This window comes from Streptomyces polyasparticus (assembly GCF_014493765.1).
In the GTDB taxonomy this organism is placed as follows: Bacteria; Actinomycetota; Actinomycetes; order Streptomycetales; family Streptomycetaceae; genus Streptomyces; species Streptomyces polyasparticus.
This window is the reverse complement of sequence record NZ_JACTVJ010000010.1, coordinates 1-14136: the sequence shown is the minus strand read 5'-3', so window position 1 is coordinate 14136 and position 14136 is coordinate 1. Positions and strand designations below refer to the sequence as shown.

9 protein-coding genes and 2 pseudogenes are annotated in these 14136 nt (G+C 73.3%); 4 read left to right on the top strand and 7 right to left on the bottom strand.

Translation table 11 applies throughout. The features are described 5' to 3' along the window. The first annotated feature begins 62 nt into the window (after window positions 1-62). Entirely contained in the window at window positions 63-194 is a 132-nt protein-coding gene (locus H9Y04_RS19420) for a hypothetical protein (protein WP_438818120.1), read from the top strand. A 33-nt stretch (window positions 195-227) separates the two neighbouring features. Here the strand turns inward: H9Y04_RS19420 and H9Y04_RS19415 are convergent, their stop codons facing one another. Then, window positions 228-2027, bottom strand: a complete 1800-nt coding sequence (locus tag H9Y04_RS19415; RefSeq protein ID WP_214661394.1) for an amidohydrolase — start codon at window positions 2025-2027, stop codon at window positions 228-230. A 134-nt stretch (window positions 2028-2161) separates the two neighbouring features. Between H9Y04_RS19415 and H9Y04_RS19410 the strand changes: the two genes are divergently transcribed. From H9Y04_RS19410 to H9Y04_RS19400, 3 genes are all read left to right on the top strand, one after another. Next, window positions 2162-3121, top strand: a complete 960-nt coding sequence (locus H9Y04_RS19410; protein WP_308801036.1) for a LacI family DNA-binding transcriptional regulator — start codon at window positions 2162-2164, stop codon at window positions 3119-3121. 194 nt (window positions 3122-3315) lie between these two features. After that, window positions 3316-5019 (top strand): ABC transporter transmembrane domain-containing protein, encoded by a 1704-nt coding sequence (locus H9Y04_RS19405; RefSeq protein ID WP_187815206.1) that lies wholly within the window; start codon window positions 3316-3318, stop codon window positions 5017-5019. Beyond that, a complete protein-coding gene (locus H9Y04_RS19400) occupies window positions 5016-6764 on the top strand; it encodes an ABC transporter ATP-binding protein (RefSeq protein ID WP_187815205.1) in 1749 nt (582 codons plus the stop codon). Before H9Y04_RS19405 ends, H9Y04_RS19400 begins: the two co-directional genes overlap by 4 nt. A 90-nt stretch (window positions 6765-6854) precedes the next feature. Here the strand turns inward: H9Y04_RS19400 and H9Y04_RS46175 are convergent. The 6 genes and pseudogenes from H9Y04_RS46175 to H9Y04_RS19375 form a co-directional block, all read right to left on the bottom strand. After that, window positions 6855-7613, bottom strand: a pseudogene (locus H9Y04_RS46175) (class I SAM-dependent methyltransferase); the annotation flags it as partial. A gap of 138 nt (window positions 7614-7751) precedes the next feature. Further along, window positions 7752-8924 (bottom strand): annotated as a pseudogene (locus tag H9Y04_RS46170) (GTP-binding protein); the annotation flags it as partial. Window positions 8925-8971: 47 nt separating this feature from the next. Next, window positions 8972-9142, bottom strand: a complete 171-nt coding sequence (gene rpmF, locus H9Y04_RS19390) for a 50S ribosomal protein L32 (protein ID WP_187815203.1) — start codon at window positions 9140-9142, stop codon at window positions 8972-8974. Window positions 9143-9221: 79 nt separating this feature from the next. Then, a complete protein-coding gene (locus tag H9Y04_RS19385) occupies window positions 9222-11129 on the bottom strand; it encodes an ABC transporter ATP-binding protein (RefSeq protein WP_236071108.1) in 1908 nt (635 codons plus the stop codon). Next, a complete protein-coding gene (locus H9Y04_RS19380; RefSeq protein WP_187815202.1) occupies window positions 11126-12865 on the bottom strand; it encodes an ABC transporter ATP-binding protein/permease in 1740 nt (579 codons plus the stop codon). Before H9Y04_RS19380 ends, H9Y04_RS19385 begins: the two co-directional genes overlap by 4 nt. After that, on the bottom strand, window positions 12862-14013 hold the full coding sequence (locus H9Y04_RS19375; protein WP_187815678.1) for a nitroreductase family protein: 1152 nt from the start codon (window positions 14011-14013) through the stop codon (window positions 12862-12864). The genes H9Y04_RS19380 and H9Y04_RS19375 overlap by 4 nt, the downstream gene beginning before the upstream one ends. Window positions 14014-14136 lie beyond the last annotated feature (123 nt).

The following is a 14136-nucleotide window of genomic DNA, read 5'->3' as shown; positions in this document are numbered from 1 at the left end:
ACCAACGTAGTTGGGGCGTTCCTTGCCCCTCAGCGCACCCCCTCCCCCAGCGCGCCGCCACCGTGACGCCGGCCCTGCACGCCGCACTCCCGCACCTGGCGATGGAGGGACCCGCCACACAGGCGGCGGCCGGCCTCGACGACCTCGACGCGTTCGTCAACGGCCTCTTGGAGACGGTGTACGGCATCGCATAGAGGCGCCGGGGGTCCGACCCCGCCGAACCACCCCTAGCCGGCCACCCCCTCGAAGTTCCCGTGCACCGGCTTCCCCCCGACGAGCGTCAGCAGGACGCGCGTCGAGCCGATGTCGTCCGCCGGGATCTGGAGGATGTTGCGGTCCAGGACGATCAGGTCCGCGAGCTTTCCCGGCTCGATCGAGCCGGTGCGGTGGTCCTGGCGGAGCTGGTAGGCGGCGTTGAAGGTCGCGGCGCGGATCGCGGTGCGGCGCAGGAGGCGCTGGCTCGGTGTCATGACGCCGTAGCGCGCGTACGGGCTGCCCGCCGCGGCCGTGCGCATGATGACCACCCGCAGGGCTTCCCAGTGGTTGAGGGGGTCGACTGGCCAGTCGGAGCCGAGGGACACCGTGCCGCCGGAGCGGAAGATGGCGCCCTCGGGTTCGTAGCCGGCGAAGCGTTCCGGGCCGAGGAAGGGCTCGACGGAGTCCGTGGAGTCGGGTGCGGGCTTGGCCCAGTGGAAGCCCATCGAGGCGATCGCGCCCAGCCGTTGGAAGCGGGGGATGTCCGCGGGCGAGACGAGTTCCGCGTGGGCGACCGTCGGGCGGGTCGTGCGGTGGCCGGCCCGGCGGACCGCCTGGAAGCCGTCGAGTGCGGCGCGGACCGCGCGGTCGCCGATGGCGTGGGTGTGCGGGTCGAATCCGGCGGCCGCCGCGGCGATCAGGAACGCGTCCAAGTCCTTCTGCGGCCAGTACACCTGGCCCTTGTGCGTGCCCGGGATCATATGGCCGTGACCGTCGTCCACGAGGTACGGCTCTAGTACGGCGGCGGTCTGCGCCGGCGCCTGCAGCACTCCGTCCAGGAACAGCTTGATGTTGTGCACATGGACGTCGGCGCGGGCCTTGACGGCGCCGCTGTCGTAGCGGCGACGCAGTCGCTTCAGCTCGGGCAGCGGGTCGTCCTCGGCTTCGGCGAGTTCGACCATCAGCGCGATATGGGCGCGGGCGGTCAGCTGACCGCGTTCGGACAGTGCGGAGTAGACGCGCAGCGTGTCCTCGCCGGCGCCCGCTTCCATGAAGGTGGTGACGCCCTGCTCGGCGAGTGCGGACAAGGCGGCCTGGGCGTAGCGGGTGTTGTCGGCGTCGGTGGGCGGCGGGATCAGAGCGAGGACCAGGCCGGAGGCGTTGTCCTGGAGCACGCCCGTCGGCTCACCCGACGCGTCCCGTTCGATGATCCCGCCCGTGGGGTCGGGGGTGTCGCGGGTGATCCCGGCCAGGGCGAGCGCGCGGCTGTTGACCACGGTGGTGTGTCCGTCGCTTGAGGTGATGGCGACGGGCCGGCGGGTGTCGAGCTGGTCGAGGTCCTTGCGCGTGACGACGACGCCCTTCGGCTGCATCGCCTGTTGGTACCAGTTCTGGCCGGTGACCCAGCCGTCGGGCTCCTCGGCGGAGGTCTGCGCGAGGTGGTCGCCGATCACCTGCAGGAACTCGGGAATCGTCAGCGCGGCGTACGCGAAGTTCAGGCCGACCAGTCCGCTGCCGCCGCCGAGGCTGTGCAGGTGCCCGTCGTGCAGCCCGGGCATCAGCATTCTGCCGCCCAGATCGACGACTTGGGTGCGCTTGCCGACGTACCGCAGGGCGCCCTTGTCCGTACCGACGTAGACGATGCGTCCGCCGCGGACCGCGACGGCCCTGCGGATGCTGTCGCGGTCGTCGACGGTCCAGACGAAGCCGTTGTGCAGGACCAGATCGGCCGCGCCGGCCGCCTGAGCGGGGTCGGCGAACGCCAGCGCCGAGGTGACGGTGCCGGCGGCCATGCCGGCCAGTACGGAGCGGCGCGCGAGCTGCTTCTCCACGGGGTCTCCCGGTGTGTCCTCGGGGGTCAGGGACGGCCGATCCTTCGTGGTTGCCCGCGCAACCACAAGCGCGCCGATTCCACGGATTTCGTTGAGAAACCCCGGCGAAACAATGGATCCCCTAGGGTGCGGCCGTGCAGAAGGTGCGCATCATCGATGTGGCGGCAGCGGCCGAGGTCTCCCGCGCGACCGTCACCAACGCGCTCAACGGCACCGGCCGGATGAGCATCGGAACCCGCGTGCGGGTACGGGCGATCGCCGCGCAGCTGGGGTACCGGGTGCCGGTGCGCACGCTCGCGCTCGGTGTGTCGACGCCGGACGCGCAGCCGTGGGACGTGCTGGGGGTGCCGTACTACGCGACGGCGATCGACTCGGCGATGGCGGCGGCGCATCGGAAGGGCTATGGGCTGACCGTGCTGCCCGCGGGGAGCGCCGGCTGGGAGGCGGTGGCCGCCGACGGCGTGCTCATCCTCGACCCGCTGCTCGACGACCCGCTGACGGAGGAGGCCGCGCGGGCGGGGCTTCCGGTGGTGCACCTCGGGCGGCCGGTCGCCCCGACTGCCGCGCGTACCTGCTGGGTCGACAACGATCACGAGGTGGGCACCCGGGTCGTCCTCGACCATCTCGCGGCCCTGGGCGCCCGCCGCATCACGCTGATCGCCGGGGACACCACCGACCACTACACGCGCAGTTCGGTCGCCGCGTACGAGGCGTGGTGCCGCGCCAACGACCGTGCCGCACACGTCGTGGAGTGGGAGCTGGGCGGCGCCGACCCGGCGGAGGAGGCACTGGCGGCACGCCCCGACGCCGTCTACGGAATCTACGAGAACCTCGGCCTGCCGCTCCTGCGTGCGGCGCACCGGCACGGCCTGCGCGTACCGGACGATCTGCTCGTCGTCTGCTTCTCCGAGGACGCGGGCTACGCCGCCATCGAGCCGGCCGTGACGACGGTCTCGCATCGTGTGGCGACGGGCGCCCGGCTTGCGGTCGAGGCCCTGGTCACAGCCCTGGAGGGACAGGGCCGGCCGCCCGCGGTCGTCGTGCCGGGGCGGCTGGACATCCGTGCCTCTACGGTGGGGGCGCGGCGGGGCTGAGCTCAACTGGCCCTGCCCGAGCCCGGAACCGGCCGAGCGCGCCGGACGGTCCGGCCGGCGAGGCGCGCACATACCGGTCACCGCGGCCCATGGCCGGCCAGTCCTGACGCAGACGCCCTCCCCCGGCCTCCGCATCCCACCCCCACCGGTAACCCCGTCGCCGACCGCAGCCGTCAGCTCATAGGGTCCTGTGCATGCCGCCTGCACCTATATCCGTCGAGTCCGAGCCCGAGTCCGTGTCCCCGGCACCGCTGTCGCCCGCCCGCTACCTGATCTGGCTGGCCACCAGCCAGTGGCCGCGGATCATGGCCGCGGCCGTGCTCGGTTCGAGCTGGATGATCGCGCTGGCCGTGCCGCCGTATCTGATCGCGCGCTCGGTGGACAGCGGGCTCGACACCCGCTGGTGCCTGGCGCTGCTCGTCTCCGGTGTCGCGATCGCCTCGCTCGGCGTGCTGCGGCACCGCACCATGACCAAGATCCGGATGGACGCCAACTTCCGTACCGTACGGACGGTTTCCGCGCACGCCGTCCGGCTCGGCTCCGCGCTGCAGCGGCAGGCCTCCACCAGTGAGGTGGTGACCATCGGCGTCGGCGACGTGCAGACCGTCGCGCAGACGCTGACCGTGACCGGGCCCGGCCTCGGCGCGGTCGTGGCGTACATGGTGGTCGCCTCCGTGCTGTTCTCCATGTCCGTGCTGCTCGGCGCCGTCCTGGTGATCGGGGTCCCGGTGATCGGCATGATCCTCGGCCTGCTCGTGCGCCGGCTGACCGGCGCCCTCACCGGCTACCGCGAACGCGAGGGCGCCCTGGTCGCCCGCCTCGTCGACCTGGTCGGCGGACTGCGCGTGCTCAGCGGCCTGGGCGGCAAGGAGGTCTTCGCGGCCCGCTACCGCGCCGACTCCGCCGAACTCCTCACCGAGGGCTACCGGGTGGCGAAGGTGATGAGCTGGGTGCAGGCGCTCGCCGTCGGCGTGCCGTCGCTCTTCGTCGCCGCCGTGACCTGGCTGGCCGCCCGCACGGCCGCCACCGGCGAGATCAGTGCGGGAGAGCTCGTCGCGGTGTTCGGCTACGCGGCCGTCCTCGTCGTCCCCACCATCTTCCTGATCGAGGGCGGCTACGACATCGGCCGCGGCCTGGTCGCCGCCCGCAAGGTCACCGCCTTCCTGCGCCTGCGGCCCGACCCGGTGGGCAACCTGCCCTGTCCTCCGCCCGGTTCCGCCCTGCACGACCCCGATTCCGGTACGGAGATCGCTCCCGGCCTGCTCACCGCTGTCGTCTCCGCCCGCCTGCCCGACGCCGCCGCGCTCGCCGACCGGCTCGCCGGGATCGGTCCGACCGCCGCCACCTGGGGCTCTGTGCCGCTCGCCGACCTGGACAGGACCGCGCTCCGCGCCCGCGTCCTGCTCTGCGACAACGACTCCGCACTCTTCCCCGGCACCCTCCGCGAGGTCGTCACCGGCGGCCGCACCACCACGCGGCCGACCGACGAGGAACTGGCCGAAGCCCTGTCCGCCGCGATGGCCGTGGACCTCGCCGGCGGCCTCGACGCCCCCGTCCACGCGGACGGCGCCAACCTCTCCGGCGGCCAGCGCCAGCGCGTCCGGCTGGCCCGCGCGCTCGCCGCGGATCCGGAGATCCTGTTCGCCGTCGAGCCGACCTCGGCCCTGGACGCCCACACCGAGGCCGCGGTCGCCGGCCGTCTCAAGGCGGCGAGGTCCGGCCGTACGACGGTCGTCACCACCACATCCCCGCTCCTGCTCGAACAGGCCGATGCGGTCTGCTTCCTCGCCGACGGCAAGCTCGCCGCCACCGGCACCCACCACACCCTGATGCGCGACCGGCCCGAGTACCGCGCCCTGGTGGGCCGCTCGGCCGACGAGGAGGAAGTCACCGCATGAGCACCACGACTCCCGAGAGCGCCGCTCTCCCGATCGCCGACCGGCCCGCCACCCGCCGCGCCATGGTCCGTCATCTGCGGCGCGACCCGCGCACCTTCCTCGCCCTGCTCGCCGTCACCTCGCTCGCCGCGGCCTCGGGCCTGGTGGCTCCCTGGCTGCTCGGCCGGATCGTGGACGAGGTCCAGGCCGGCACCACCGTCTCTGCCGTCGACCAACTCGCGCTCGCCATCGGCGTGTTCGCCGCCGTCGAGATCCTGCTCACCCGCTGGGCCCGGCTGATCGGCTTCCGCTTCGGCGAACGCGCCCTCGCCCGTATCCGCGAGGAGTTCACCGACCGCGCCCTCGCCCTGCCCACCTCCACCGTCGAGCGGGCCGGGACCGGCGATCTCACCGCCCGCGGCACCACCGATGTCACCGCTGTCGGCAAGACGCTGCGCGAGGCCGCTCCCGATCTGTTCATCGCGGGCGTCCAGACCGCCTTCCTGATCGCCGCGTCGCTCGCCCTCGATCCGCTCCTGGGCCTGGCCGGCCTGCTCGGCCTGGCGGGCATCGTGCCCGCCGTGCGCTGGTACCTGCGCCGCGCCCGCCCCGCCTACCTCACCGAGGGCGAGGCCAACTCCCAGGTCGCCGAAGCACTTTCGGCCACCGCCGCGGGCGCTCGCACCATCGAGCTGTACGGTCTGGCCGGCCACCGCACCACCGTCACCGAGAACGAACTCACCGCTTCCCGCACGGCCCGCCTGCGCACCCTCGGGCTGCGCAGCGTCCTCTTCCCCAGCGTCGAACTGTCCTACTGCATGCCGGCCGTCGTCGTCCTGTTCGCCGGGTCCTTCCTGTACGCGGCCGACGCCGTGACGCTCGGCACCGTGGTCGCCGCGGCCACCTACTTCCGGCAGCTGGTCACCCCGCTCGACACGATCCTTCAGCACGTCGAGCAACTCCAGTCCAGCGGCGCCTCGCTGGCCCGCGTCGAGGGCCTGGCCGCCGTCCGCGAGGAAATCCCGGCCGATCGACTCGTCCCCGACGGTGACCGCATCGAACTCCGCACGGCCCGCTTCTCGTACGACACATCCTCACCGGAGGTCCTGCACGGCGTCGATCTCACCGTCCGCCCCGGCGAACGCCTTGCCGTGGTCGGGCCGTCCGGTGCCGGCAAGTCCACCCTGGCCCGCCTGCTTGCCGGCATCGAGCCGCCGACCGGCGGCGAGGTCACCGTCGGCGGCGTTCCGATCGCCGGACTCGCCCCGGACACCCTTCGCCGCCATATCGCCCTGGTCACCCAGGAACACCACATCTTCCTCGGCACCGTCCGCGACAACCTCCGCATCGCCGCCCCCGACGCCGACGACGGCCGCCTGCGCTCCGCCCTGGCCGCCGTCGGCGCCGACGACTGGCTCGACGATCTGCTCGACGGCCTGGACACCGATCTCGCCTCCAACCTGAACGGCACCCAGGCCCAGCAACTCGCCCTGGCCCGCGTGGTCCTGGCCGATCCCCACACCCTCATCCTCGACGAGGCCACGGCCCTCCTCGATCCCCGCACGGCCCGCCACACCGAACGCGCCCTCGCCGCCGTCCTCACCGACCGCACCGTCATCGCCATCGCCCACCGCCTGCACACCGCCCATGACGCCGACCGGGTCGCCGTCATGGAGGGCGGCCGGATCACCGAACTCGGCACCCACGACGAGCTGGTCGCGGCGGCCGGACCGTACGCGGCGCTGTGGCGGTCGTGGACGGCCTGAGGTCACCCCGCCGGTCGGCGGGGTGGTTCCGGTGCAGGGCGGCATGCCCCCGAGGAGCCGCCCCGCACCGGCGCGCAACCAGCCTTCACCTCACGGCAGTTGGAGCAGGTTCATCCGGTACGCATCGACCTGCGGCAGCCGCAGATCGGCAAGTCCGGCGAGCATCTCCTGGGAGGCGCGGGGCAGGGCGTCGACCATCGGCTGCGGCAGTGTGGTCATGGTGTGGGAAGCGAGCAGTCGCGTCCCGGGCTGCCACTTCTGGAGCTCGGCGGGGTCGGCGCAGGCCCAGCGCATCTTGGCCTCGACCTTGCTCAGGGCGTCGTGCTGGTCCTGGGTGGTGATGAACTCGGGCCCCGCGGTATCCAGGGCGAGCAGAGAACCGGGGAAGCGCCCGGCGATCATGTCGACCACCCCGCGTACGTCCTGCTCCTCCAGGAACGGCAGTACGGCTTCGGCACTGAAGAAGTACGGGCCTCCGGCGAGCCCGGCCACGGTGTCGGCCCAGGACGTGTCCGTCACCGACGCGGCGATCATGCGCCGCCTCGTGGTGTCGCCGAAGAAGGCGCGGCGCAGCTCGATGACGTCGGGCAGATCGAGTTCGAACCAGCGGGCCCTGCCGTTGTCGACGCGCTCGTAGCGGGTGTTGAGGCCGGTGCCGAGTTCGACGACGGTGCCGTCGGGGTGGGCCTCGAGGAACTCGCGTACCCAGCGGTCGTAGAGCGCGGTGCGCAGCACCGTACCGTGCAGGCTGGGCAGTTCGTCGAAGCGGGTGAAGTCGTAGTCGATCGCGGCGGCGATCTCCGCGGCCCGCGGATCGCGCAGCGCCGGTTCCGGCTTGCGGTTCTCGACCGCGCGCCCGTACAGCGGAATGAGCAGGGTCTCCTGGACTACGCCGAGCTGCACACCGTGACGTGTCATGGTTGCCTCCGTCGTCGGGATCCGTTGCGTTGCGGTCTCGTGCTCGTGCTCGTGCTCGTGCTCGTGCAGCGGTCCGTGCTCGTGGTCGCAGGCGTCGTCGAAGCCCGGTGCGTCCCAGGCCGGGAACGGATCGACCGGTGGCAGTGGTTCCCCCTCGGCCATGAGGCAGTTCGCCACGGCAGCCCGCAGCGCCTCGGCGCGCAGTCCGGCGCCGATGAACACCAGCTCCTGCCCCTCTGCGGCCCCCGGTTCGCGCACACCGGACGGTTCGAAGCGTGCCACGGAACCGGCCTGCGACCACACCCCGGTCACCTGCGGACGGCTCGCCAGCCAGAAGAAGCCCTTCGAGCGCAGGATCCGGCCGTACGCCCCGCTCTCCAGGCCTTCGGTCACCAGGGACCACAACCGGCCCGGATGGAAGGGCAGTCCGGAACGGAAAACGATGCTGGAGATGCCGTACTCCTCGGTCTCCGGCACATGATCCCCGTTGAGCTCCCTCACCCAGCCCGGGGCCTGCTGCGCCCGCTCCAGGTCGAACAGCCCCGTACCGAGCACTTCGCGCAGATCCACACGGCCGAGGGTCGCCGGGACGATGCGGGCCACCGGGTTGAGCCGGGTCAGCGTGGCGCGCAGCCGTTCCGCGGTCGGCGCGTCGACGAGGTCGAGCTTGGTGAGCACGAGGACATCGGCGAACTCCACCTGATCGATGAGGAGATCGCTCACCGTGCGCTCATCGTCCTCGTACGGGGCGAGGCCGCGCTCGGCCAGTTCGTGGCCACGCGCGAGCTCCGGCAGGAAGCCCACCGCGTCGACGACCGTGACCATGGTGTCGAGCCGCGCCAGGTCGCCGAGGGTGGCGCCGTCGTCGCGCGGGAAGGCGAACGTGGCCGCCACGGGCATCGGTTCGGAGATTCCGCTGGACTCGATGAGCAGATGGTCGAAGCGGCCCTCGCGGGCGAGGCGGTCGATCTCCTCCAGGAGGTCGTCGCGCAAGGTGCAGCAGATGCAGCCGTTGGTCATCTCGACGAGGCGCTCCTCGGTGCGCGACAGGGCTGCTTCGCCGCCGCGTACCAGCGCCGCGTCGATGTTGACCTCGCTCATGTCGTTGACGACGACCGCGACGCGCAGCCCTTCGCGGTTGGCGAGGACATGGTTGAGCAGGGTGGTCTTGCCCGCGCCGAGGAAGCCGGAGAGCACCGTCACCGGCAGCCGGCCGTCGACGGCAACTGCCGTGTCCGTCATGCCGCTCAGCCCTCCGGGCATCTCGCTCGGACCGCCGGGCATACCGCTCAGCCTTCCGGGCGCAGCAGGCCGCGCTCGTAGGCCTTCACCAGGCGCTGCGGCACGAGGTAGGACGCGCCGTCCACGGTGACGGGGACGAGCTGCGCCGTCGTGGCCTTCCACTGGGAGCGGCGGTGACGGGTATTGCTGCGGGACATCTTCCGCTTGGGGACAGCCATGACGAACTCCTGGTCTCGAGCTTGCGGGCTTGCGGGCTTGCGGGCTTGCGGGCATCACGCTACATAAAAACGATTCCCATTAACAACTGTCGGGCGCGAGCGCGAGCACACGCGCAAGGGCCCCGTCGGGCCGGCCGGAGAGCTCCTCCCACGTCCCCTCCTCGACGATGCGGCCGCCTTCGAGCACGGCGATACGGTCCGCGCGCCGGATGGTGGCGGGGCGGTGGGCGATGACGAGGGTGGTGCGGTGGTCGCTCGCGAGGAGCGCCCCCAGTTCGGCGTCGCCCACGTTGTCCAGGTGGGCGGTGGTCTCGTCCAGGACCAGGACCCTCGGCCGGGCGAGGAGGGCGCGGGCCAGCGCGATACGGGCACGCTGGCCGCCGGAGAGCGTGGCGCCCCGCTCGCCGACGTGCGTGTCCAGCGGCGCGATGCGGTCGAGGCCGCACAACTGGGCGGTCCGGGCGACGAGTTGGTCGTCGGCGCCTGGTGCGGACAGACGCAGGTTCTCCGCGAGGGTGCCGTGGAAGAGAGGCGTCTCCTGGCCGACCACGGCAACGGCAGCGCGGAGATCGGTGTCGGCGAGGTCGCGCAAGTCGACCGGTTCGCCGTGGTCCGGGACGAGGTGGACCGTGCCGGCAGAGGGATCCCAGAAGCGGGCGAGCAGATGGGCGCAGGTCGACTTGCCCGCGCCCGAGGCGCCGACGAGGGCGAGGGCCCTTCCGGCGGGGACCGTCAAGTCGAGGTCCCGCAGCACCGGTTGCGACCCGTAGGCGAAGCTCACCTCCCGCAGGCGGATGCCGAGGGGGCCGGCCGGCAGGGGCCGGGGGCGGGCGGGCGGCGGGGCGAGTGTGGGCGCCTTGATACCCGCGTCGACACGGGCCGCGGCGGCGCGCAGGCCCATGGCCTGGCTCAGCGCCCTGGCGGACTCCGCGACCGGGCCGAGCAGGGACAGGGCGAGCGCCATCGCTGCCGGGGCCCACGCACCGTACAGCCGCCCGGCGGTGACGGCCTGCGCGGCGCAGGCCACGACCCCGAGGACGGCGAGCACGATCAGCAGATCGCGCACGGCCGCGGCCACGGCCTCCCGACCGACCTCGGCGCCTTGCGCCTGACCCAACTCCTCTCCTGCGCGGGCGAGTCGGCCACGTCGTCCGGCCAGGCCGCCGAAGGCGAGCAGTTCCCGCAGGCCGCCGACGGTCTCCACGGTGTCGGCCGACAGGGCGGCAGCCGCTTCGCGGGTACGTGACCCGCGTGCGGTCCGTCCGCGCGCTTCCGCGAAGGGGGCCCCGACCAGCAGCGCGGCGACCGGCAGCACGGCCACGAGCAGCCAGGGCTCCACGGCGGCCAGGAGCACGGCGCCGCCGGTGAACACCGTCCCGGATGCGAGCAGTTGGGCCGTGGTGTGGGCGTAGAAGAACTCCAGCGCCTCCACGTCGGCCATGGCCGTCGCGGCCAGGTCACCGCTGCGTTTGCCGGCGACCCGGGCCGGGGCGCTGCGCGCGAGCCCGTCGAAGACCCGTACCCGCAACTCGGCCAGGACCCGGTACGCCAGGTCGTGCGACAGGTCCATCTCCCGCCAGGTCATCAGGGCGCGCAGCAGCACGAGTCCGACGAGGGCGGCCACGGTGCCGGCCGAGGGCGCGCGCCCGGAGATGACGGCGGCGCCGACGGTGTGCGCGGCGAGCGTGGCCAGCGTGACCAGCGCGGCCTGCTCGACGAGGGCGGCCGCACAGGTACGGGCCATCATGGGGCGGTGACCGGCGAGGGCGGGGAGCAGGGAGCGCAGTGAACCTCGTCCGGATGCCGGGGTGTTGGCCGCATCCGCACGGGCGGTCGCGCCTGCACGGACGGTCGTGTCTGCGCTCTCGGCGGCGATGCTGTCCGTGGCAGCCGTGGAGCCGGTGCCGTCCATGGCAGCCGTGGAGCTGCTGTCAGCAGCAGTCACAGTGCCGTCAGCGGCGGTCGCGTTGCTCTCGGTGGTCGTCATGCGGCGAGTCCCCCTTGGTGTGTACGGCCCGCCTCGACAAGCTCGGCGTACACGCCGCCCGCGGCGACGAGTGCGGTGTGGTCGCCCTGCGCGTCCACCCGGCCGCCGTCCAGGACGACGATGTGGTCGGCGTGCCGGACGGCCGCGAGCCGGTGGGCGACGACCAGGACGGTGCGGTTGCCCGCGGCGGCCAGGAGTTCCCGCACGATGTCCGCCTCGCGGCGCTCGTCGACGGCGCTGGTGGCCTCGTCGAGGATGAGCACGGGCGCATCGGACAGCAGGGCGCGGGCGAGCGCGAGCCGCTGCCGCTGCCCGCCGGAGAGGGTGGCGCCGCGCTCGCCGAGGACGGTGGCGTAACCGTCGGGCAGAGCGGCGATTTCGTCGTGAACACCGGCGGCGCGCGTGGCCCGCTCCAGGTCCTCGTCCGTGGCGTCGGCGCGGGCGAGGCGCAGGTTGTCGGCGATGGTGGCGTGAAAGAGGTAGGTCTCCTGGGAGACGACGGCGATGCCCCGGCGCAGTGCGCTCAGCGCATACGAGGACGCGTCCCGGCCATCGACAAGAACCCGGCCACGCCGGGGGTCGTGGTGGCGCAGGAGCAGTCCGACGAGGGTGGACTTGCCCGCCCCCGACGGCCCGACGATCGCCGTGGTGCGCCCGGCCGGGGCAGTGAAGCGGACACCTCGCAACGCGGCTCCCCCAGCACCAGGATAGGTGAACTCGACCTCCTCGAAGGTGAGTTCGGGCGGCGTGCGCCACTCGGCCGCCAGCTTGCCGTTGTCGGCGACGGCCGGTGCGGCGGTGCGCAGGGCCGCGATGCCGTCGGCGGCCGACACCCCCAGGTACCCGGCGTGCCATTCACGCGACAGGTCGCGCACGGGCCGGAAGCACTCCCCCGCGAGCAGCAGCACCAGATACGTCGCGGTCGCGGTGGTCGCGCCGGACGCCGCGGCCCAGCAGGCCAGCAGCGCGGCGGCCGCGGTGCCGCCCTGGATGGCCAGGTCGGTGATACCGGTGTCGACGAGCGAGATACGGAGCTTCGCGACGGTCGCCCGGTGCAGCTGGGCCGACCGGTCCTCCAGGCGTTGCCGGCTGCGTCCGACGGCTCCGGCGGCGCGCAGCGCGGGCATGCCCTGCAGCGCCTCCAGGTAGTCGGCGCCCAGCGCCTCGTATGTGTCCCAGTGCTCCTTGCCGCGCCGGGCGAGCAGGCGGTCCCAGGCGCGCGGCCCGGCGAGGGCGAGCAGCAGGGCCGGGACCAGTCCGGTCAGTGCCCGCGGCTCGATCAGTGCCACGGCGGCGAGGAGCAGGGGCGGCGCCGCGAGTGTGACGATCAGCTGGGGCAGGTAGCGGGACACATACGCGTCGACGCCCTCCACTCCGTCGACGACGGTGGTGCGGACGGCCCCGGCGCGGGCTTCGGTCAGATACGCGGGGCCGAGCCTGCCGAGATGGGCGACGAGTTCGTCCCGCAGCCGCACCCTCACCAGCGCGCCCGCCCGTGCGGCGGTGCGCCGCTGATGCCAGGCGAGGCCGGCACGGGCGGCGACCACGGCCACAACTCCCGTGAGCAGCCACGGTAGTTGGCCCGTGTCTCCGTGGGCGATCGCGGCGAGCGCGAAGGCGAGCAGCACGGCCTGCGCCAGCCAGCTCAGGGTGACGGCCCCTTGCAGGAGGGTGGCGGCGAGCAGTGTGCGGTGCGCGTGGCGTGCGGCGCGGCGCAGCTCCGGGTGGACGATCACTTGGCTCCCTCTTCCGGTCGGCCCAGGGCCAGACCGTGGACGATCCAGTCGTGTGCGGGGCGGCGGCCCAGGGCCGCGCCCAGGTCGGCCTGCTGCCAGGAACCGACGGGCCGGGCGGCCAGGCCTCGCGCGGTGGCGGTGAGGTGTGCGCGGCCGACGGCGAATCCCGCACGCAGGTGGGTACGTCGGATCTGCCAGGCGTCGGCATCCGCAGGGCAGCCGTATCCGAGCAGCACGGCGCCCGCGTCCGCGATCCAGGCCTGGCCCGCGGCCCATGCGGCGAGCGTGGAGCGGGCATCCCCGGTGGCGAGGCGTCGCAGTGTGCCGTCCGGCTGCCGCTCGACGATCTCGGGCTCGGGCTCATCGACGGCCGCGCACCAGCGCACCGCGCCGCCGCTCGCCTCCTGCGCGGTGGCGAGGACGGCGCGCAACTCGTCGCGTGCGAGGGTGCCCTTCAGCGGGAGTGGGGCGCTGCGCCGGGTGAGCAGGTCGCGTGGCGTCGGATAGCCCGGTGTCCGCTCACTCCCCGGAGACGCCGAGGCAGTCGCACCGTCCGCCGCATGTTCCCGTACGTGATCGTGCACTGCGGCAGGCACAAGGTGCACGGTGGCGAGGGCGCGTTCACCCGCCCTCCGAGGGTCTCTGTCCAGCGGATGCGCCTCTCCCCCGTCGAGGTCCACCATCAGGGAGCGGACACCCAGCGCCCGCCCCGCCAGCCACAGCGCCGCGACCGCGTGGCCCACGTCGAGGAGCAGCAGCGGCCAGGCGCGGTGGCCGTAGTGGGAGACGGTGCGCTGCGGCGTCACGGACAGCTCGATACGCGCCCCGGGAGGCGGGCCGTCCGGCGTGGGACCGAGGTGGTGCACGCGGTGGCGCAAGGGGTCGTAGCCGTAACTCCCGGGCGGCAGCGGACAGTCGGCGCCCACCGTGAGCCGGACGTCCACCGGGTGGAGCGCACCCGCGGAGGCCGTGGGGCGCAGCCGCCCGCCAGGATCGTGCGCGGCGAGCGACAGGCGCAGCAGTCCGTCCAGGTCGAGCTGCCCGGCCCCGCCCTGCGGCAGCGCGCCACCGGGTCCCGGCCAGTCGGGCACGGCGGGTCCCGGCGAGGCATCGGGGCCGGGACGTTCGGACGTACGGGCGCGGGCGATGGCCGCGACGAGATCCGCAGAGTCGGCGACGGATGAGACGGGATTCGGAGAGCCGGCGACGGCTGGGACCGGATTCGAAGAGCCGGCGACGGCTGGGACCGGATTCGAAGAGCCGGCGACGGC